Annotated in this window: 19 protein-coding genes, 1 tRNA gene and 1 pseudogene; 13 read left to right on the forward strand and 8 right to left on the reverse strand. The window is 68.2% G+C overall.

Features of this window, described 5'->3' with window-relative positions:
* The 4 genes and pseudogenes from OQ789_RS23290 to OQ789_RS23305 form a co-directional block, all read right to left on the reverse strand.
* Positions 1-63, reverse strand: a pseudogene (locus OQ789_RS23290) (WXG100 family type VII secretion target); the annotation flags it as partial.
* Positions 64-222: 159 nt separating this feature from the next.
* On the reverse strand, positions 223-1,389 hold the full coding sequence (locus OQ789_RS23295; RefSeq protein WP_324688538.1) for a PPE family protein: 1,167 nt from the start codon (positions 1,387-1,389) through the stop codon (positions 223-225).
* 63 nt (positions 1,390-1,452) lie between these two features.
* Complete coding sequence (locus tag OQ789_RS23300) at positions 1,453-2,370, reverse strand: PPE family protein, SVP subgroup (RefSeq protein WP_324688539.1); 918 nt, start codon at positions 2,368-2,370, stop codon at positions 1,453-1,455.
* A 566-nt stretch (positions 2,371-2,936) separates the two neighbouring features.
* Complete coding sequence (locus OQ789_RS23305; protein ID WP_324688540.1) at positions 2,937-3,419, reverse strand: DUF732 domain-containing protein; 483 nt, start codon at positions 3,417-3,419, stop codon at positions 2,937-2,939.
* 34 nt (positions 3,420-3,453) lie between these two features.
* Between OQ789_RS23305 and OQ789_RS23310 the strand changes: the two genes are divergently transcribed.
* Together OQ789_RS23310 and OQ789_RS23315 are read left to right on the forward strand one after the other, a co-directional pair.
* Complete coding sequence (locus OQ789_RS23310) at positions 3,454-4,680, forward strand: methyltransferase domain-containing protein (RefSeq protein ID WP_324688541.1); 1,227 nt, start codon at positions 3,454-3,456, stop codon at positions 4,678-4,680.
* Positions 4,681-4,711: 31 nt separating this feature from the next.
* Positions 4,712-4,785, forward strand: a tRNA-Leu gene (locus OQ789_RS23315).
* A gap of 146 nt (positions 4,786-4,931) precedes the next feature.
* Here OQ789_RS23315 and OQ789_RS23320 read toward each other — a convergent pair.
* Positions 4,932-5,780: an alpha/beta hydrolase gene (locus OQ789_RS23320; RefSeq protein ID WP_324688542.1), complete on the reverse strand. Its 849-nt coding sequence runs from the start codon at positions 5,778-5,780 to the stop codon at positions 4,932-4,934.
* A 348-nt stretch (positions 5,781-6,128) separates the two neighbouring features.
* Here OQ789_RS23320 and OQ789_RS23325 point away from each other — a divergent pair, with 348 nt between their 5' ends.
* The 9 genes from OQ789_RS23325 (at position 6,129) to OQ789_RS23365 (ending at position 14,423) form a co-directional block, all read left to right on the forward strand.
* Positions 6,129-6,938, forward strand: a complete 810-nt coding sequence (locus OQ789_RS23325) for a hypothetical protein (RefSeq protein ID WP_324688543.1) — start codon at positions 6,129-6,131, stop codon at positions 6,936-6,938.
* Between the two features lie 58 nt (positions 6,939-6,996).
* A complete protein-coding gene (locus OQ789_RS23330; RefSeq protein WP_324688544.1) occupies positions 6,997-7,752 on the forward strand; it encodes a dienelactone hydrolase family protein in 756 nt (251 codons plus the stop codon).
* A gap of 9 nt (positions 7,753-7,761) precedes the next feature.
* Positions 7,762-8,034 (forward strand): DUF6295 family protein, encoded by a 273-nt coding sequence (locus OQ789_RS23335; protein WP_324688545.1) that lies wholly within the window; start codon positions 7,762-7,764, stop codon positions 8,032-8,034.
* 7 nt (positions 8,035-8,041) lie between these two features.
* Positions 8,042-8,818 (forward strand): DUF427 domain-containing protein, encoded by a 777-nt coding sequence (locus tag OQ789_RS23340; protein ID WP_324688546.1) that lies wholly within the window; start codon positions 8,042-8,044, stop codon positions 8,816-8,818.
* 408 nt (positions 8,819-9,226) lie between these two features.
* Positions 9,227-10,345 (forward strand): YncE family protein, encoded by a 1,119-nt coding sequence (locus OQ789_RS23345; protein WP_324688547.1) that lies wholly within the window; start codon positions 9,227-9,229, stop codon positions 10,343-10,345.
* A gap of 158 nt (positions 10,346-10,503) precedes the next feature.
* Entirely contained in the window at positions 10,504-12,129 is a 1,626-nt protein-coding gene (locus OQ789_RS23350; RefSeq protein ID WP_324688548.1) for a long-chain fatty acid--CoA ligase, read from the forward strand.
* Positions 12,130-12,148: 19 nt separating this feature from the next.
* Positions 12,149-12,631 carry an SRPBCC family protein gene (locus tag OQ789_RS23355; RefSeq protein ID WP_324688549.1) on the forward strand — a complete coding sequence of 161 codons (483 nt, stop codon included), beginning with the start codon at positions 12,149-12,151 and terminating at the stop codon, positions 12,629-12,631.
* A 10-nt stretch (positions 12,632-12,641) separates the two neighbouring features.
* The gene (locus OQ789_RS23360) at positions 12,642-13,532 is read left to right on the forward strand and encodes a class II glutamine amidotransferase (protein ID WP_324688550.1); all 891 of its coding nucleotides are present in this window, start codon (positions 12,642-12,644) and stop codon (positions 13,530-13,532) included.
* Positions 13,533-13,556: 24 nt separating this feature from the next.
* Positions 13,557-14,423, forward strand: a complete 867-nt coding sequence (locus OQ789_RS23365) for a patatin-like phospholipase family protein (RefSeq protein ID WP_324688551.1) — start codon at positions 13,557-13,559, stop codon at positions 14,421-14,423.
* 23 nt (positions 14,424-14,446) lie between these two features.
* Here the strand turns inward: OQ789_RS23365 and OQ789_RS23370 are convergent, their stop codons facing one another.
* Together OQ789_RS23370 and OQ789_RS23375 are read right to left on the reverse strand one after the other, a co-directional pair.
* Positions 14,447-15,517, reverse strand: a complete 1,071-nt coding sequence (locus OQ789_RS23370; RefSeq protein ID WP_324688553.1) for a patatin-like phospholipase family protein — start codon at positions 15,515-15,517, stop codon at positions 14,447-14,449.
* Positions 15,518-15,619: 102 nt separating this feature from the next.
* The gene (locus tag OQ789_RS23375) at positions 15,620-16,087 is read right to left on the reverse strand and encodes a lipoprotein LpqV (protein WP_420716187.1); all 468 of its coding nucleotides are present in this window, start codon (positions 16,085-16,087) and stop codon (positions 15,620-15,622) included.
* Positions 16,088-16,254: 167 nt separating this feature from the next.
* Between OQ789_RS23375 and OQ789_RS23380 the strand changes: the two genes are divergently transcribed.
* Both OQ789_RS23380 and OQ789_RS23385 read left to right on the forward strand, forming a co-directional pair.
* Positions 16,255-16,815, forward strand: coding sequence for a cysteine dioxygenase (locus OQ789_RS23380; RefSeq protein WP_324688610.1), 561 nt, complete (start codon positions 16,255-16,257; stop codon positions 16,813-16,815).
* Positions 16,812-17,240: a rhodanese-like domain-containing protein gene (locus OQ789_RS23385; RefSeq protein ID WP_324688554.1), complete on the forward strand. Its 429-nt coding sequence runs from the start codon at positions 16,812-16,814 to the stop codon at positions 17,238-17,240. The genes OQ789_RS23380 and OQ789_RS23385 overlap by 4 nt, the downstream gene beginning before the upstream one ends.
* Here the strand turns inward: OQ789_RS23385 and OQ789_RS23390 are convergent.
* Positions 17,237-19,012, reverse strand: a complete 1,776-nt coding sequence (locus OQ789_RS23390; RefSeq protein WP_324688555.1) for an alpha/beta hydrolase — start codon at positions 19,010-19,012, stop codon at positions 17,237-17,239. The genes OQ789_RS23385 and OQ789_RS23390 overlap by 4 nt on opposite strands.
* Positions 19,013-19,017: the final 5 nt, after the last annotated feature.

Consider the following 19,017-nt stretch of genomic DNA (forward strand, 5'->3'; position numbering starts at 1 on the left):
CACCTCGAAGCGGCCCGCCATCGCCCGCATTTCGTGCGGGTCGGTCATAAAACGTGTTGCCATGTCGGCTGTCTCCTATCTTGATGGTTCAGTTTGCCGAAGTTTTAACATTTGTAATCGATGCGCTGGTGGCCGCGGTGGAAACGAATGACGGCCCGCTGGTGGATTGCTCGCCTCAAGTGGGTGACATGTACCCCCTTTTTCCCATATCAGCGGGCCCTCTCAGACGACAACCTGTTTGGGCATGACGATCGGCTTGACGCCATAGCGCGGTCCGCTGCCGTAGGCGCCGGCGCCCTTTGCTGCCGCGGCCATGCCGGGCATACCGGGCATCGCGGTGACCGGCTCGGCCGCCGCCGCTTCGGAGGCGACGGTCCAGCCCGAGCCCCCGAGTGGGGAGCTGGCCGAAACCAATTGCGCCGGTGCGGCGGCAGACCACGTGGCCGGCACCGACAGGCGGCCGACCATGGACGCCTCTCCCATCGCCGCCGAGGATGCGGCGCCCAAACCGGCCGTCGGCGCCACCCTGCTCACCATGGTGCCTTCGGTGATACCCGCGACACCGTCGGGAGCCACGTCGCCGACGGCGATGGCCGGCACGGCGCCAAGGGTGTGGCCCAGCGATACCGCGGTTGGGATGGTGTTCATGGTGAACCAGGCCGCGGTGTTGACCCCGCCGTTGATGGCGTTGTAGACCGCCGGCGTGCCAAGGAAGTTGTCAATCGAGTCCAGCCAGTTGCTGTTGGCATCCGGCAGGGAGGAGAGCGCGCTCGAGACTGGCGAATCCAGGGCCTGGATTGTGCCGTTTGTCGTGTTACCGGCGAGTGCGGCGTTGTCGACCGTCGCGGCCGCGGCCGGGTCGGTCGTCGACGTCAGCGGTGTCACCGGCTGTAGAGTGCCGGCCGCCGCAGAGGCCGCCTGATAGGTGGCCATCATGGTGGCGTCTTGTACCCACATTTCGGCGTACTGGGCCTCGGTCGCGGCGATTGCGGCTGAGTTGATCCCCAAGAAGTTCGTCGCGATAAGCGTCGCCAGTAGCGTCCTGTTGGCCGCAATCACCGGCGGGGGCACCGTCGCCGCGAACGCGGCCTCATACGCGGCCGCCGACGCAGTGGCCTGAGTGCTCGCCTGTTCAAGCGCAGCCGCCGTCTGCGTGAGGTAGGACACGATGGGCTGGGCCGCGGCCGCTGCCGCTGTCGACCCGCCACCGGTCCACTGCTCGGTGGTCAGCAGCGAAATGATGGATTCCCACTGTGTGGCAGTGGTGCTCACCTCGGCCGCCAGGTTGGCGTATGCCGTTGCGGCGGCCATCAGGGGTGCGGCGCCCGGTCCGGTGTAAATGAGCGAGGAGGTGATCTCCGGAGGTACTGCGGCAAAACTAAGAACCATTTCTTGTCCCGCTCCCTTTGTCTATTCGAATTCGGTGTCTGGTGGTGTGGCCGCGACCGCTGTCTAAACGGCCGTCGGTTTCGGCATGACGATCGGCTTGACGCCGTAGCGCGGCGCGCCGAAGCCGGCGCTGCTACGCGCCGCCGTGGCCATTCCGGGCATGCCGGGGACGACCGAGCCGACGCCGGCCTGCGGTGCGGCGGCGGTCCAGCCCGCCGTCTGGATCGCGCTGACGGGCGCAGCGACCGGAGCGGAGGCGCCCGCCCAGCTGGGCGGCACCGCGAGGCTGTTGACCATGGTGGCCGAGCCCATCGAGGCCATTGGCATCGCGCCCACCCCGCCCATGCCGACCGCACCAACCGTGCCGCCGGCCGCCACACCTGTAACGCCCAGCTCCGGTGATGCGGCGATGTCCGCGGCCAGGCCGGCGCCGGCAGCATCGCCGGAGGTGTCGAGCAGACCACCACCGGCCAGTCCGATCAGGTCGGATCCGGCGGAGGCCCAGTTACCAGCACCGATGTTCAAAATGTTGGCGCCGTTGCTCGAAAGGCCGAAGATCCCGCCGAGCATGGCCGGGTTGGTGTTGTTGCCGGTGCTACCGAGTAGGTAGGAGAGCCAGTCCAGGGGGGTGCCGGAACTGGTGGTCGCGCTCGAGACCGCGTCGAGGGGGGAGGCGCTCGACAGCACGGCCTGGCTCGCGTTGACGGCCTCGGTGTCGCCGTAGGCACCGGAACTGATCCCCAGGGTGCTCGCGTACTGCTCCATCAACGTCTGCGCCTGCGCGGCGACGGTCTGGTACGTCGTGCCGTACGTCGAGAAGATGGTCGCCTGCTGAATCGACACCGGATCGGCCGCTGCGGGAGCGATCACAGTGGTCGCCGACGCGGCGCCCGCGTTCTGCGCTGCCAGGCTGGCGTTGATTCCGCTGAGCGCCTGCTCCGCGGCTAACATTTCTTCAGTTTGTGTTGTCAGAAATGACATCAAGTGCTCCTAGTGTTGGAACTGACCGGCCCCCGTCGGGAGGCCGGCCTGTGTGTTCGCGTCACGTCCGCTGTGCGTCGGCTAGAGGCTAACTACCCGCGGCCTCCACATTCCCGCCGAAAAGGCGCACGTGACAGCCGTTTACGCTTTTTTAACGCTGAGGCCGGTAGTTTTAACAAGCCACTGCTGGGCGATACCGCGATGTCACCTGAATCGACGCGGCGGCAAAAAGAAAACGCGCGCGGCGCGCGCATAGTAGTAGACGCTGGTTCGCCTTGCATGTCAGGCATCTGGCTAATGTCTTCGAGGCGCCGGCGGCACGTATTCGTGAGTCGCACGCGCCAGCCGCGGAAGGTTCGATCGGCGCTGCCGGCAGTGTCAAATCCCCAGCGCCGGTAGGACTTCGGCTGCGAGCCGGGGATAGTGGCCGTCTTCGATCCACGCGGGACACGGTTGCACCGCTATCCAGCCGGGACCGTAAGTGGGCAAACTGGGCCGGCGGCGGGGGCCCGCGTTCGTCATCCGCCCCGCCCAGCGCCGGACGGCACAGATCCGGCGGTGCGCGGCTAAGGAATCTTGCTTCGGAATTCCGGGCAGTACGCGGCTGTCGCGGCACCGATGATCGTGCCGCTGCCGTTGTTGCTGAGCCCGAGTGTCTTCTGCACATCGCCCACGGTCTGGGCCAGCGTGTCCCCGCCCGCCCAATCCTGGCAAACGGCGTGCCCGACCCGGATCATTGCCTCCTCCGAGCCGCTCGGCCAGCCGATCCCATGTTGTTGCAGGCTGTTCAGGTACTGATCGTCGGCCGGGTCGGCACCCGCGGTGGGCGCGGCGGCGATCCCAACGACACCGACTACCGCGGCAGCTACCGGGCCGGCCCAACGTGCCGTGTTCTTCACTCTCGACTCCTCCGTGGCCATGCCTGCGTGCAGAAGGCGAATTTTAATTGTCTCCGGCAATTCTGTCTCGACGAGCTCACCAGCGGTTTCACCGCGCCCGACAACGACGGATCCTTGTAAGTTTGTCGCGATCAGCAACACATCGCCCATAAGACCCACCCGTCGCGAAGGAGCCAGCGCCGAAGTGACCGACGACCCGCGCGGTGACGGTGTCTCCCGCCAATACGACCGGTGGGACTATCCGCCCCCGGTGGTCGACCTCGCGGCGTGGAGCGAGACCCACTGGGACTGGTTTGACCCATTCTGGGCCCATCGAGTGTTGTGGCCGAACCGGGAATACCAACCTGACCTCGACATTCTGATCGCAGGGTGCGGCACCTTTCAGGCGGCCCTGTTCGCATTCACCAACCGCGACGCCACGGTGGTAGGCATCGACGTCAGCCAGAATGCGCTGAATCACCACAGGCAGCTGAAAGACAGGCACGGGCTGACGAATTTGGAGTTGCGCTTGCTGCCGATCGAGGAGGTGTCAACGCTCGGGCGCGACTTCGACCTCATCGTCTCCAGTGGCGTCCTGCATCACATGGCGGACCCCCTCGTCGGCATGACCGCGCTGGGCCGGTGCCTGCGCAGTGACGGGGCCCTGGCGGTCATGCTCTACGCGAAGTACGGCCGGATCGGCGTCGAGATGCTCGAATCGGTGTTTCGCGACCTCAAGCTGGCGCAGGACGAAACGTCGGTCCAACTGGTCAAGGACGCCATAGCGATGTTGCCGCCCGATCACCCGGTACGCAGCTACCTGAATGCCGCGCGCGACCTGGTCTCCGACGGCGCGCTGGTCGACACGTTCCTGCACAGCCGTGCGCGCAGCTACACCGTCGCGGAATGCCTGGACCTGGTCGCCGCGGCGGGACTCGCGTTCCAGGGATGGTTTCACAACTCGCCGTACTACTCGCACGACCTGCTCACGCCGGCGAGTGGATTCCAATCGGCGCTGAACAACTTGCCCGACGCCGAACTGTGGTCCGTGATGGAACGGCTGCAGCCGGCGAACGCCACGCATTTCTTTGTGGCCTGCCGCCCGGAACGTCCCAGGGAGCAGTACGTCATCGATTTCGCCTCGCCGGCTTCCCTCGATTACGTGCCGCTGCTGCGCACGGCGTGCCGGCTATCCGCCGACGAAATCCGTTGGCCGGGCGGGCAGCAAAAGCTCAACCCGGCCCAGCTGCCCTTCATCCAGCGCGTCGATGGCCGCCGCACCGTCGCGGAGATCATCGAGTCCGTCGCACAGGACAGCGGCGTCCCCGACGAGCACAGAGCCTTGATGCGAGATTTCGCGCGGCAGTTGTTCCGGGGGCTGTGGCGTCTGGACTTTCTGGCCATGGCGCTGAGCACCGGGGCCGCCCAATAACCGGCGCACCGTCGGCTACATTCGCGACCGGGCCCCCATAGCCCAATTGGCAGAGGCAGCGGACTTAAAATCCGCCAAGTGTCGGTTCGAGTCCGACTGGGGGCACCCGAACAGCCAGCTCAGCCCGGTTTAGGTCGGGGCAGCCCTGGATCTCGGTGATCAACAGCGGCACAAGAACTTCGGTAGCGGCACGCTACGGGCACCGTGGTTCTTCGTGCGTCCTTCGGTGAGACCCTTGCCGGGCGCGTCGGTCACCGACCGGCTGACCCGGATGCGTCGGGCATTTCGGTCGACACCGCCCCCACCCGGCCGGAGAACGCTCGAAGTCTCGGCGCCGCAGCGAGTGCCCGTGTGGTTGCGAGGATCGTATCGGCGCATAGGCGCGGATTGTCGATCATCGGCACGTGACCGACGTCGGGGAGCAGCAGGTACTCGGCTCCGGGGAGCCGTTCTCGGGCGGTGGTGCCGTAGACGTGCGGCGGAAGAATGCGGTCGTTGCCCGACCATGCCAGGGTGATTGGGCAGGGCAGCGGATCGAGAGGTTCGACGCTCTCGGATGGTTGCAGCATGTCTTCGGCGGCGGCGCATCCTGCAACGTCGAGGAGCGCATCGAGGGCCTGCGCCGGGGTGAGGCGCTCACCGTGGTCGGCGGCGTCCTGCATCGCCATTCGACGAAGATATGCGAAGCGGAGCAACCTCGGTGCAACCGGCCGGACCAGCTGCACCCGACGTCTGGCGCGTCGAATCTTGTTGCTGGCATTAGTTTCGTCGCTTGTACCGTGCGTCCAGAATCCTGCTGGTGAGAAGGCGAAGACGCTGAGTGCACGGCCTCGGCGGGCCAGTTCGATGGCCATCCACCCACCCATCGAATTACCGGCGATGTGAATGCGATCGAGTCCTCGGGCATCCAGGAGACGCTCCGTTTCATCGGTGAGGGTCGCAACGGTGGCTCTGCATTTGAGCGTTTGTCCGCCGCGATGGCCGAGGGCGGTGGGCGCGATGAGGTCATGGCGGCTGGCGAGTAGCGGGATGACGTCCGCCCACACTCCCGCGGACATCATCAGGCCGTGCAGGAGCAGAAGTGGCTGCTTGGCGGTCATGAGTTCCTTCGCTTCGGTGCCATCGCGCCCGAGCCAGGGGTGGCGGCCATCGCCAACCAATCAGTGGTGGCGCACTTCGCCAGGCTCGTCGTTGATGGCCTTTAGACACCGCCCGTTTGCGCAATGTGACAAATATGGCCGCCCGGTATGACCGAGTCGTCATTTCCGGATGTCTATCCATACGACGAACCAAGCTGTGCGTAGAACGATGGCCCGACAACAATCAACCGGTGCGGGCTTACCAGCCCGATGCCTCGCGCGCCGAGCCGCAAGATGATGGAAGCCGGACCAATAGTTTGGGCTTGCCGCCGACGGCGCCGCGAACCGGCACTCATACACTCACCCACCATGGGCATGCTGTTCGGCCTCGCGCCGTGGATCGTCTATTGGGTACTCGTCGGCAATGTTCCGTTCGCCGTGGCCGCAGTGGTGGCGCTGGCGATCGCCGCCGTCGGCCTGGGCGTGGGCGGCGCGGTGGGCCGGAAGTGGCAGCTCTTTGATTTGGCATCCGCCGCAGCGCTTTTGGTTATCACCGCGCTGTCCGTCGCGCTCGGTGAGTCGTTCCTGCAGCGCTGGATCCTGCCGCTGAGCTACGCCGGGATATTGCTGGTGACGCTCATCGGGCTGCTCGCGCGCAAGCCCTTCGTGGCCGAGTTCGCCGCGGCGGAACAGGCTCCCGACGTGGTCAACACCGGACTGTTCGGCCGGATCGTCACGATCCTGAGTTGGCTGTGGGTCGCGACGTTCGCCGCGATGACGGCGTCGGCGGCCGTCCCGGCCATCGTGGCGGGACGCGACCGCGGGCCCGCCGGGACCGCCGCCGCCCTGATGCTGGACACGAAGACCCCGCTGTCGTATCTGTGCTACTGGGTCATTCCCTTCGGCCTGCTGGGGCTGGCGGCGGTGGCGTCGCGGCTGCTGCCCGACCGGATGCTGGCCGGCATCGACGACCTCGCCCGGGAAACGTCGTTCGTCGCCTACGACGAGGCCACCATCGACGAGCTCTACTTCCTGGCCCAGGAACACGCCAACCGTGAGGTGGGTCCGGGCAAGGAGGCGTACTCCGTCAAGGTCGGCGGGATGGGCACGCCGTTGACCGGCGACGAGTCCCGGAAGTCGTGGCCCTCGACGTACAAGGTGCGCGACAAGCGGCGCTGAACCCGCCCGGCGGTTCGGCTACGTTGGGTCTCGGCGAAGCCGAGACAAGGAGCGATGAGTGAACGCACCCAGCGCAGACGCCATCCGCGCAGAAACCATCACCATCACCGGCCACGGCGGCGACGAGATCGAGGCATACCGGGCCGTGCCGCTCGCGCCGGGCTCGCGGGGCGGCGTCGTGTGGATCCACCACATGCCCGGTTACGACCGGGAGACCAAGGAGTTCGTCCGCCGGCTCGCCGTCAGCGGATACCACGCGGTCGCGCCGAACCTCTACTCGCGCGAAGCCCCTGGCGCCGCACCCGACGACGCGGCCGCCGCGGCCCGGGCCGCGGGCGGGGTGCCCGACGAGCGTTTGGTCGGTGACGTCGCGGGCGCGGTGGAGCACCTGCGCTCGTTGACCGGAGCCAACGGCAAGTTCGGGGTGATCGGGCACTGCTCGGGCGGGCGGCACGCCTACCTGGCGGCCTGCTCGCTGCCGTTCGATGCGGCGGTGGACTGCTACGGGGCCTTCATCGTCGAGGACCCACCCGAGGGCATGCCCAAGGCCATGAAGCCGATCCTCGACCTGGCCCCGGGCCTGGGCTGCCCGCTGCTGGGCCTGTTCGGACTCGACGACCGCTTTCCGGCCCCCGCTGCGGTGGCCACCCTGGACGCCGAGCTCGACAAGCTGGACAAGCCGCATGAGTTCCACTCCTACGAGGGCGCGGGCCACTCGTTCTTCTCCGTCGACCGGCCCGCGTACCGGCCGCAGGCCGCGGTGGACGGCTGGCGCCGCATCGACGAGTTCTTCTCCACCCACCTGAAAGGCTAGGCAACGCCCGTGTGCATCTACCTCACCGAACACGTCGAGATCGACGGCAGCGCCAAGGGCGCGACGGGATGGTTCGACGCCGCCCGCGCGACCGTGTACGTCGACCATCCCGTCCATGCGCCCTACGGCCACACCGTCAACATCGACGTGATCAACCCCCAGCTCGGCCCCTCGGCGCGGGTGGCCCTGGAAATGACCGAGGAGAGCGCGCTCGCGCTGGCCGACGCCATCCGCAGGGCGATCCGTCACGCACCCGCCGGACTGGCCTCCAAGGATCAGTAGGCCGGCGATGAGCACCGACTACCCGCAGATGGCCGCCGCACGGGGCCGGATCGAACCCGCCCCGCGGCGGGTCCGCGGTTATCTCGGCGATGCGCTGGTGTTCGACACCACCGCCGCCCGATACGTGTGGGAAGTCCCGTATTACCCGCAGTACTACATCCCGCTCGACGACGTCCGGCCCGGGTTCCTGCGTGACGAAAACCATGCCCAGACAGTGCAATTCGGACCGTCGCGGCTGTATTCGCTGGTCGGTTCGGACCAAACGCGGGAGTCCGCCGCGCGGGTATTCGACGCCGACGGCGACGGCCCGCTGGCCGGCACCGTGCGATTCGAGTGGGATTCGTTGCGCTGGTTCGAAGAAGACGAGCCGATCTACGGTCACCCGCGCAACCCGTATGCGCGCGTCGACGCCTTGCGCTCACGCCGGCACGTCCGGGTCGAGCTCGAAGGAATTGTCTTGGCCGACACGGATTCTCCCGTACTGCTCTTCGAAACGGGCCTGCCGACAAGGTATTACATCGATCCGACCGATGTTTCCTTCGGGCACCTGACACCCAGCGCGACGCAGACGTTGTGTCCCTACAAGGGAGTGACATCGGGGTATTGGTCGGTGCGGGTGGGTTCCCCGGGTGAGCAAGTGATCCATGAGGATCTGGCATGGACCTACCACTATCCGCTTCCGGCGGTCGCGCCGATCGCCGGCCTGATCGCGTTCTACAACGAAAAGCTGGACATCGCCGTCGACGGCGTGAGGTTGGCGCGGCCGCGCACGCATTTCAGCTAGCCGCGGCGCATTTCAGCCAGCGGCGGCGCGTCGAAGCCCGGTGTGATTTATCCCTCCTCGGCTCGAAAAACCTGAGAATCCCTTAATTTTGCGCCGACATCGCCTCACGTGCGCTGTTAGCGGCCGAAGGGAAACCGGCCGGGAGCGCGTTTGCCTGCATTCGCTACGGGTACGCGACGGCGGTACAGCGTGATTGGAAGTCTGAGCGGAACCTAAGGGCGCGGAGTGACGTAGCTAACGTCAGGCAATTCCGGACCGGTGGGGGCGATATTTGGCCATTAGACTACCGAAAACCAGTCTCGTCAGTGCCTTTCGGTGCTGAAAGCCGGTGCGTCCGGGGCCGGTTCGTCGCATGCCTTTTCCGCGACGTCGCCCCGCATCGACAAACACAGCAAAGGCGGTGCCAACGTGAACGACTTGAACGGCCCTAAGGCCGCGCACGACCATCGAGACGGCCTGTTCCCCGAACTCGACACCACGTCGGTGGTGCGAGTCCCGTTGCACCACGGTGCGATCAGCGATATCGACATCAGCCCCGACGGGCGCCGGCTGGTGGCAACGCACTACGGCCGCAACGTGCTTTCGGTCATCGACGCCAAGACATGCCGGGTCGCGAGCACCATCGCCGGGCCGGCCGAGCCGTTCGCGGTCGCCATGAGCAGTGCGGACTCGAACTATGCCTATGTCAGCACCGCGAGCGCCGGATACGACGCCATCGAAGTCGTGGACGTCGTCACCAACTGGCGCATCGCCACGCACCCGCTCGCGAACAGCGTCAGCGACCTGACCGTGAGTCCGGACGGAAGGTACCTTTACGCCAGCCGCAACGCGGTCCGCGGCGCCGACGTGACAGTGCTCGACACCACCAGCGGTGAGCTCGAGGTCGTCGATCTGGCGACCGCGCCGGGGATCTCGACCGCGTGTGTGCGGATCAGCGCCGACGGGCGCCGGCTGTACGTCGGCATGAACGCCCCGACCGGCGGCGCCCTGGCGATAATCGAAACCCGGACGCGGTCCGACAATCGCCGGGTCGGTGGCCGGTCGCGCATCGTCGGCCGCCTCGACGTCGGCCTGCCCGTCCGCGATGTGGCGCTCAGCGACGACGGCGCGACGGCGTACGTGGCGAGCTGCGATCCGGTCGCCGGCGCGGTGCTCGACGTGGTCGACACCCGGGTCAACAGGATCGTCAGCACCCACAAGATCCCGGAGATCACCGGCCCGCTCACGCGCATCACCCTCAGTCGCGACGGTGCGCGCGCCTACCTGGTCAGCGACGACCGCATCACGGTGGTGAGCACCCACCGGCTGGAGGTCGCCGGCGACATCACGGTGTCGCAGCAGCCGTCATGCGTGGTGGAAAGCCCCGACGGCAGCCATCTGTACGTCGCCGACTACCTCGGCGTGGTCACCGCGGCGCGGATCACCCCGGCGGCCCCGGCGCAAACCCACGCCATCGCGAGCGTCGGAGACCTGTCGCTCGCGGGCTGGCTGCCCGAGCTTCACGCGTGGGAGCCGGTCCTGGCCTAGCGCCCGTGCCGCCGGTCCAAAGCGGCCCCGGCCGAACGGAATCCACGCCATCGACCGTCAGTCCGGTCAGGTGCTGCCACTCTCGCCGAATTCCGGCTTAGGGTGGGAGACGGCCGGCGGCACACGCGGTGCTGCGCCGACACTAAGGCGGTAGCCCAATGGATGGCACGATGCAGGACTTTGCGTTGACCATCACCGCGATCATGCGCCACGGCTGCACGGTGCACGGCGAACGGACCGTCACGACCGCCACCGGGGACGGCTACCGGCGCACCACCTACCGGGAACTGGGGCGCCACGCCGCGCAACTGGCCAATGGCCTGCGCCGGCTCGGCGTCACCGGCGACCAGCGGGTGGGCACGTTCATGTGGAACAACGCCGAGCACCTCACCGCATACCTCGCGCTGCCGTCGATGGGTGCCGTCCTGCACACCCTCAACATCCGGCTGTTCCCCGAGCAGATCGCCTTCGTCGCCAACGAAGCCGAAGACCAGGTGGTGCTGGTCGATGGCTCACTGACCAAACTGCTCGCCCCCGTGCTGCCCGAGCTCAAGACCGTGCACACCGTGATCGTGGTGGGCGACGACACCGAGTCGCTGCAGGGCAGCGGCCAGACCGTGCTGCGCTACGCCGACGTCCTCGACGGCGAGCCCACCGAGTTCGACTGGCCGTCCGTCGACGAGAACTCGGCCGCCGCGATGTGCTACACCAGCGGCACCACCGGAAACCCGAAAGGCGTTGTCTACAGCCATCGTTCGAGCTTCCTGCACACCATGGGCGCGTGTACCACCAACGGCATCGGCGTCGGGTCCACCGACTGCGTGCTGGCCATCGTGCCGATGTTTCACGCCAATGCCTGGGGGTTGCCGTACGCGGCGCTGATGGCCGGCGCCGATTTGGTGCTGCCCGACTGCCACCTCGACCCCGCGTCGCTGGTCGCGATGGTCGAGGACTTGAAGCCCACCGTGACCGGTGCGGTGCCGACCATTTGGAACGGCGTCCTGCACCACCTCGAGGACGACCCCGATCACGACATGTCGTCGCTGCGGCTGGTGGTCTGCGGCGGCTCGGCCGTCCCGGTATCGCTGATGCGCACCTTCGAGGAAAAGCACGGGGTACAGATCCGGCAGCTGTGGGGCATGACGGAGACGTCGCCGCTGGCAACCATGTCGTGGCCCCCGCCGGGTACCCCCGAGGACCAGCACTGGGCCTTCCGCGGGACGCAGGGCCAGCCGGTCTGCGGGGTGGAGATGCGCATCGTCGATGACGAGGGAAAGGTGCTGCCCAACGACGGCGAGGCCGTCGGCGAGGTCGAGGTGCGCGGACCGTGGATCGCCGGCTCCTACTACCTGGCCCGCGACGAGTCGAAGTTCGACTCCGGCTGGCTGCGCACCGGCGATGTGGGCCGCATCGACGAGCGCGGATTCGTCACCCTGACCGACCGCGCCAAGGACGTCATCAAATCCGGTGGGGAGTGGATCTCCTCGGTCGAGTTGGAGAACCTGCTGATCGGCCACCCGGATGTGGTCGAAGCCGCCGTCGTCGGCGTGCCCGACGAACGCTGGGAGGAGCGGCCGCTCGCGGTGATCGTGGCCAAGGACGGCGCCTCGGTGAGCGCCGATCAGCTGCGAACCTTCCTCACCGACAAGGTTGTTCGATGGTGGCTGCCCGAACGGTGGACGTTTGCCGACGAGATTCCCCGCACCAGCGTCGGCAAATACGACAAGAAGACCATCCGGTCGCGATACGCCGACGACCAATACCAGGTCATCGAGGCGCACTGAGCTGAAAGGCTTTACCGCAGTGGCACATTCACTCGTCGTCGATCAATCCCTGGTGACCCCGGTCGCGGTCACCGACGCCTTTCACCGGACCCTGCCCATCCCACTCCCGACGCTCTTCGCCCGTTGGTACGGACCGTTTCCGCCGATCAGGGAAGTGCGCGAGCAGACCGGCGCCTGGGACGCGGTCGGCCAGACCCGCGTCGTGCACCTGGTCGGCGGCGCCACCATGCGCGAGGAACTGACCAGCGTCGACCCGCCGCACTCGTTCGGCTACCGGCTCCGCGAGTTCACCGGCCCGATGGCGCTGCTGATCGACCACGTCATCGGCGAATGGACCTTCGCCCCGGCCGGGAGCGGCACCGACATCACGTGGCGCTGGGATATTTATCCGCGCTCGGCGCTGACGGCCTGGGCGCTGCCGCTGCTGGGCAGGGCGTGGAAGGGCTATGCGCGCCGCGCGCTGCGGGACCTGTCTGCCGAGCTGACCGGCTCCGGCCGCTAGCGGGGACGTCATGTGCCGACTCTTTGGCCTGCACGCCGGGACGCACGCGTGCACCGCGACCTTCTGGCTGCTGGATGCCCCGGACAGCCTGGCCCGGCAGAGCAAAAGGAACGCGGACGGGACCGGCCTGGGCGTCTTCGACGAACACGGCACCCCGCACCTGTACAAGGAGCCGATAGCGGCCTGGCGGGACGCCGCATTCGCGACCGAGGCGCACCGGATGACCGGCACGACCGTCATCGCCCACGTCCGATACGCGACCACCGGCTCGCTCGACGTCCGCAACACCCACCCGTTCCTGCAGGACGGGCGGATCTTCGCGCACAACGGCGTCCTCGAAGGTTTGGACGTCATCGACGCGCGGCTGCGTGAGCTCGGCACCGACGACTTGGTGTTGGGCGACACCGACTCCGAACGGGTCTTCGCGTTGATCACCGGCGCGATCCGGGCGCGCGGCGGCGAGGTCACGGCCGGCCTCACCGACGCCATGCGCTGGCTCGCCGAGCACGCCGCGATCTATGCGGTCAACGTGCTGTTGAGCACGGCCACCGAGATGTGGGCGCTGCGCTACCCCGAAACTCATCAGCTCTACATCCTGGACCGGAGCGACGACACGGAGCCGCCAGATCACGAATTCGACCTGTGCACCAAGCGGATTCACGCCGTATCGGAACACCTGTGTGCGCGGCCGTCGGTGGTGTTCGCCACTGAGGTGATGGACGACGAACCGCGCTGGCGGCTGTTGCCCGCGGGCGAACTCTTCCATGTCGATGCCGGTCTGCAAATCCATCGCAGCATGGTCTTGCCAGACCCGCCCCGACATCTGCTGCGTCGCGAGGATCTGAGTTCGCCGGTGGAGGAGTCGCAGCACGCCCTGCCGAACACCCGGCAGCTGGCCTGACGCCGTTTGGCAGAGTTGGTGAGCGTGACAACCAAACGCGCGCTGGTGCTTGCCGGTGGAGGAATAGCGGGAATCGCCTGGGAGACAGGTGTTCTGCGGGGGATCGCCGACGAGTCACCCGCGGCGGCGGAGCTGTTGACCTCCTCAGACGTGCTGGTCGGGACGTCGGCGGGCTCGGCGGTCGCCGCGCAGCTGAGCAGCGGCCAGACCCTCGACGAGCTGTTCGACCGGCAGGTCGCCGAGTCGTCGGCCGAGATCGACTCGGGGCTCGACATCGAGACCATCACCGAACTGTTCCTGACCGCCCTCGGTGAGCCGTACGAAAAGACGCTGGACAAGACCCGGCAACAGATGCGGCGCATCGGTGCCGTGGCGCTGTCCACCGAGACCGTTCCGGCGCCGGTGCGCCGCGACGTCATCGCGCAACGCTTGCCGTCGCATCACTGGCCCGACCGGGAGCTGCGGCTCACCGCGATCGACGTCGGAACCGGCGAATTGACCGTTTTCGACCGCGACGGCGTCGACCTGGTCGACGCCGTCGCGGCCAGCTGCGCGGTGCCCGGGGCGTGGCCGCCGGTGCTGATCGGGGGCCGCCACTACATGGACGGTGGCATCGCCAGCTCGGTCAACCTCGTGGTGGCCATCGACTGTGCCGCCGCGGTGGTGCTGGTGCCCTCGGGCGTCGACGCTCCGTCGCCGTTCGGTGCCGGCCCGCTCGCCGAGGTCTCGTCCTTTCCCGGCGCGGCGTTCGCGGTCTTCGCCGACGCCGCTTCGCTGGCCGCGTTCGGGCCCAACGCGCTGGACCCGGGCTGCCGCATCCCGTCGGCCCTGGCCGGACGCGAGCAGGGCCGCCGCGAGGCCGCGTCCCTCGCCCGCTTCCTGGGGTTATGACAGCGCTTGGCGCACAAGCGTTTTCAGCGCTCGATCGCCGGTGGGGCGTCCTGGTCATCCCCCGCTTCGAGGGCGTCCAGCGCGTCGTCCGCGAGCGCGCGGCCCGCGGCGATCACCTCCACCGCCCGGTGAAATTCCAGGGCCCGGCACGTCGAGCGCGGGACCTCGATGAGCAGGTCGGGCGGATACACCGCGAGCGTGTGGCGCGCCAACGCGGCCTGGGCGATGTCGATGGTCCGGTTCATCACCTCGAAGCTGCCCAGTTTGGGCACCTCGGTTCCCGTCCCGGCTAGTTCGCCTGCGTCGCCATCGGCCGCGCCCTGCTCGTCGCCCTGCTCGTCGTCCGGACCGTCCGACCAGCTGTCCGGCCCGCCCAACCGGCTCAGTACCGCCCGCGCGGTCGGCCGGTCGAGCAGCGAACGGGCGGCGGCCGTGTCGAGCAGCGCGGAGGTGCTGCGCACCATGCGGGTCAACCACTCGACGGTGGCCCCCGGCTCCGCTTCACGGTGGGCGATCGCCTCGCTGCCGGACAGGCTGACCGCGATGGTCAGGTCGGCGTTGACGGCGGCGAGCGGCGCCATCGGCAGCGGATCCAGGATGCCGCCGTCGGCGAGCAGTCGTCCCTCGACGGCGTGTGGGGCGATCACCCCGGGGATCGCGATGGACGCCCGGATCGCCTCGTCGAGCGGGCCGCGCTGAAACCACACCGACTTGCCCGTCAGCAGGTCGGTCGCCACCGCGGTGTAGGGGATGGGCAGTTCTTCGATGGCGACCGGGCCCAGGATGTCGCGTACCGCATCCAGGATCTTGCCCGCCCGCATCACCCCGGCCGCGCTGATGGAGGGGTCCAGCAGCCGCAGGATGGTGCGCTGGGTCAGCGACTTCGCCCACTCGGCGAACTCGTCGAGCCGCCCGGCCGCCTGCAGGCCGCCGACCAGCGCGCCCATCGACGAGCCGGCAACGCCGACGATCTCGTAGCCGCGCGCCGCCAAGGCCTCGATCACCCCGATGTGGGCGTAGCCACGGGCGCCACCGCTGCCCAGCGCGACGGCCACCCGGATCGATTCCGGTCGGCGCGCAATAGGGTCGGGCACCACACCATTCTGCGCGGACGAGGTTCCGCAACGGATACGCGCGGCAGTTTTTTCAGCCGTGATCCCAATTAGGCGGCGACGAAAAGCGCCCGCGGCGCGGCGCTACCCGCATTCGTCGTTCACGGCCGCCCGCGCGGCGACGATCACGGCGGCCTGCCGGGCCGGCGTCAACGCCGACCAGGGGGAGTTCCAGCTGCCCGCGGTGCCCAACGGGGACGACTGGACCATCGAGAGATACGGCTCGAAGGGCGACGTGCCCGTCTTGGGCTGCGCGTCCATCCACTCCTTCGCGGCGTGACAGGCCTGGTAGTACTCCTCTTCGGTGGAATTCGCGGGCACGTCCACCCTGGTCGTCACGCCGGCGGGAGACAGCCCGATCGAGCCCGGCGGCGGCGCACCCGGGCCGTGGGAAGTGCCGGACTGCCGCGCCGACGGCGCCGGGGGCGCACCACTGGGGCTTCCGTGCGAGCACCCCGCCGTCGCCGGCAGCACGGCCACCGCGAAGGCCATCGCGGTGGCCGTCACCAGGGCGGGGTACGACCGCCGGGACCAATCACCGCTGCAGCGCACGGTCTCAATGTATGCAACACTGGCGCCCGTGATGGAGCGCTTCGGATTTTGCGAGTGTTGTCGGCCCTGACGCCGCCGCTTGCCCTGTCCGTTTCGCGCGAAAGTTGCCCACCGTGTCATTGCCCCTTGCCGGACCCGTGCGCGTCCCCGCCCCGGTCGCCCCCCGCCTGCGAACCCCGTCCTCCGGCCCCACCCGGCTGCGGGTGCCCGACCTGCTCTACGCCACCGACCAGGCCGCCGACGACGTGCTCAGCGGGCGCTGCGACCACCTGTTACCGGCGGGCGGCATACCGCAGTCGCGGCGCTGGTTCGCCCGCATCCACGGCGACGAGGAACTCGACATCTGGCTGATCAGCTGGGTGCCCTGCGAGCCGACCGATTTGCACGACCACGGTGGGTCGCTGGGCGCGCTGACCGTCATTTCCGGATCGCTGAACGAATACCGTTGGGACGGTAGGGCATTGCGACGCCGCCGGCTCGACGCCGGCGATCAGGCCGGATTCCCGCTGGGCTGGGTGCACGACGTGGTCTGGGCGCCGCGGCCGGTCACGGTGCCCGCCCGCCTGCCGGGCGCGGCGCCGAGCGCCGCCGCCCCGGTGCAGCCCACCCTGAGCGTGCACGCCTACTCGCCGCCGCTGACCGCGATGTCGTACTACCAGATCACCGACCGCAAGACGTTGCGCCGCGAGCGCACCGAACTGACCGACCAGCCAGAAGGATCGTCATGAGCCGCATCGACGTCGTCTTGAGATCCGCCCGGCGCCGGTATCGCCGCCTGCCCGCCGGCGAGGTGCCCGAGGCGCTGCGGCGCGGCGCGGTGCTGGTCGACATCCGGCCGCAGGACCAGCGCGCTCGCGAGGGGGAGGTGCCTGCGGCCCTGGTGATCGAACGCAACGTGCTGGAGTGGCGCTGCGATCCCACCAGCGAGGCGAGGTTGCCCGAGGCCGTCGGCGACGACGTCGAATGGGTGATCCTGTGTTCGGAGGGCTATACGTCCAGCCTGGCGGCCGCCGCCCTGCTGGACATCGGCCTGCATCGGGCCACCGACGTCATCGGCGGCTATCACGCGCTGGCCGGGGCCGGCGTGCTGAGCGAGCTGGCCGGCGGCCGGGTATTCGCGGACGCCGGCGACGTCAGCCCTCGCTGGGTCTAGTCCGTCTCGTCGGAGTGCAGCAGCCGACGCAGTTTCGCCGTCTTGTCCGGCGTCCAGCCGGGTGGTGACAGCACGGCCGCCCAGCCGTCGGCGACGTTGGCGATGTAGCGGTGGCCGTGCCCGTCGGGCACGTCCAACGCCACGGCCATGTCGGCCGACACCTGCAGGAAGGTGACGACCGGAATCCAGCGTGTCTGAGGCAGCACGTCATACCCGCGCGGTTCGCGCAGCCAGTCGGGCTCCTTGAACAACAGCTCCGGCGTCCACCACGCGATGGGATCCGAGGCGTGCTGCAGATACACCACCCGCGGGTGATCCCACGGCGCGTTTGGACGCGTCAAATCCTTTGCGCGGGCGGCGAATCGGACGTACCGGCCGTCCTGGTAGATCGGCAACCACTCCGGCGATCCGCTGTCGCGCGTCGACGTCAGGTCCGTCCAGATGGTGTTTTTGAAGGTCGGTCCGCTGAACAACGCGCCGTCGGTGCGCGCCAGCACGTTGTTCAGGCTCAGGAACGGCGCCTCGCCCCCGAACGACCCCAGGCTCTCCCCGAACACGACGAGCTTGGGCCGCTGGGCCTCGGGCATCTGGCGGATCAGCTTGTCGACGGCCTCGAAGAGCGCCTGCCCCGCCTGCCGCGCATTCTCCTTGTCCACCAGGAACGACAGCCAGCTCGGCAGGAACGAATACTGCATGCTCACGATCGCGGTGTTGCCGTTGTACAGGTACTCCAGCGCCGAGGCTTCCGCCTCGTTGATCCAGCCGGTGCCGGTGGTGGTGCCCACCGCGACGACGGCGCGCTGCAGCCCGCCGGTGCGCTGCAATTCCCGGGCCGCCAGCTCGGCGGTCGCCGTGATGCCCTTCGATGAGTCCAGTCCCGCGTAGGCCCGGATCGGCTCGAGCGCCGGGGTCCCGTTCAACGAGCCGAGCTGCTCCACCGTCGGACCGCCCTCGACGAACACGCGGCCCTCGCGGCCGAGCGAGTCCCACGACACCAGCGACTCCGGCCCCCCGGAGCGCAGCGGGGTCTTCGGCGGAGCGGTGTCGGGATTCATCTCGTTGTTGGCCGAGGCGAAGGTGTGGTTCATGGTGCGCATCGCGAACTTGAGCACGACGCCGTTGAGCACGGCGATGGTCAGGGTGATCAGCACCACCACCACGATGGTCGCGGACAGCCGAAACGGTGCGATGCGGTCGAGCTGTCCGACCAGGAATCTGACCAGCCAGCGGGTGAACTGGCCTAGCTCGACCACCGTGAACAACACCACCAGCGACAGCACCCCGGACAGCGGGTAGTCGTACCAGTTGAGGTGCTCGACACCCATCAGGTCCCGCACGTCGTCCTGCCAGACGTGAAACCAGATCGCCATGAGCACCTGGCCCACCACGCCGATCGGGATCAGCACCTTCCACGCCCAGCGCGGCGGCGGCGGGCTGTGCTCCTTTTCGCGCATGAACCGCACCAGCCAGACCGAAAAAACGCCCAGCCCGTAGCCGATGGCTCCTGAGAACCCGCTGACCAGTCCCTGGAACAGCGGCCCGCGGGGCAGCAGCGACGGAGTCAGCGAAAGCCAGATGAAAACCAGGCCGACCGCGGTGCCGGTGAACGTGTAATGCCGCACCCACCAAGGCTTTTCAGTCCAGGGCAGGGTGGGTGTCGTGCGCTCTGCCCGCGGTGCCGGTGGCGCCGCTGCCTCGGGAACGGGATCCCCGGCGACGTCCGCCGGCTGCTCGCCTGCGTCCGTGTTTGTCGCCGAACCCGGTTCGCTCATGGCCG

This window comes from Mycobacterium sp. 94-17 (assembly GCF_035617725.1).
Classification (GTDB): domain Bacteria; phylum Actinomycetota; class Actinomycetes; order Mycobacteriales; family Mycobacteriaceae; genus Mycobacterium.

Bases quoted from the DNA above. Each gene is read 5' to 3' on its own strand.
- OQ789_RS23295 (WP_324688538.1), bottom strand. From the start codon at position 1,389: ATGGTTCTTAGTTTTGCCGCAGTACCTCCGGAGATCACCTCCTCGCTC.
- OQ789_RS23300 (WP_324688539.1), bottom strand. From the start codon at position 2,370: ATGTCATTTCTGACAACACAAACTGAAGAAATGTTAGCCGCGGAGCAG.
- OQ789_RS23305 (WP_324688540.1), bottom strand. From the start codon at position 3,419: ATGGGCGATGTGTTGCTGATCGCGACAAACTTACAAGGATCCGTCGTT.
- OQ789_RS23320 (WP_324688542.1), bottom strand. From the start codon at position 5,780: ATGACCGCCAAGCAGCCACTTCTGCTCCTGCACGGCCTGATGATGTCC.
- OQ789_RS23325 (WP_324688543.1), top strand. From the start codon at position 6,129: ATGGGCATGCTGTTCGGCCTCGCGCCGTGGATCGTCTATTGGGTACTC.
- OQ789_RS23340 (WP_324688546.1), top strand. From the start codon at position 8,042: ATGAGCACCGACTACCCGCAGATGGCCGCCGCACGGGGCCGGATCGAA.
- OQ789_RS23350 (WP_324688548.1), top strand. From the start codon at position 10,504: ATGGATGGCACGATGCAGGACTTTGCGTTGACCATCACCGCGATCATG.
- OQ789_RS23360 (WP_324688550.1), top strand. From the start codon at position 12,642: ATGTGCCGACTCTTTGGCCTGCACGCCGGGACGCACGCGTGCACCGCG.
- OQ789_RS23385 (WP_324688554.1), top strand. From the start codon at position 16,812: ATGAGCCGCATCGACGTCGTCTTGAGATCCGCCCGGCGCCGGTATCGC.
- OQ789_RS23390 (WP_324688555.1), bottom strand. From the start codon at position 19,012: ATGAGCGAACCGGGTTCGGCGACAAACACGGACGCAGGCGAGCAGCCG.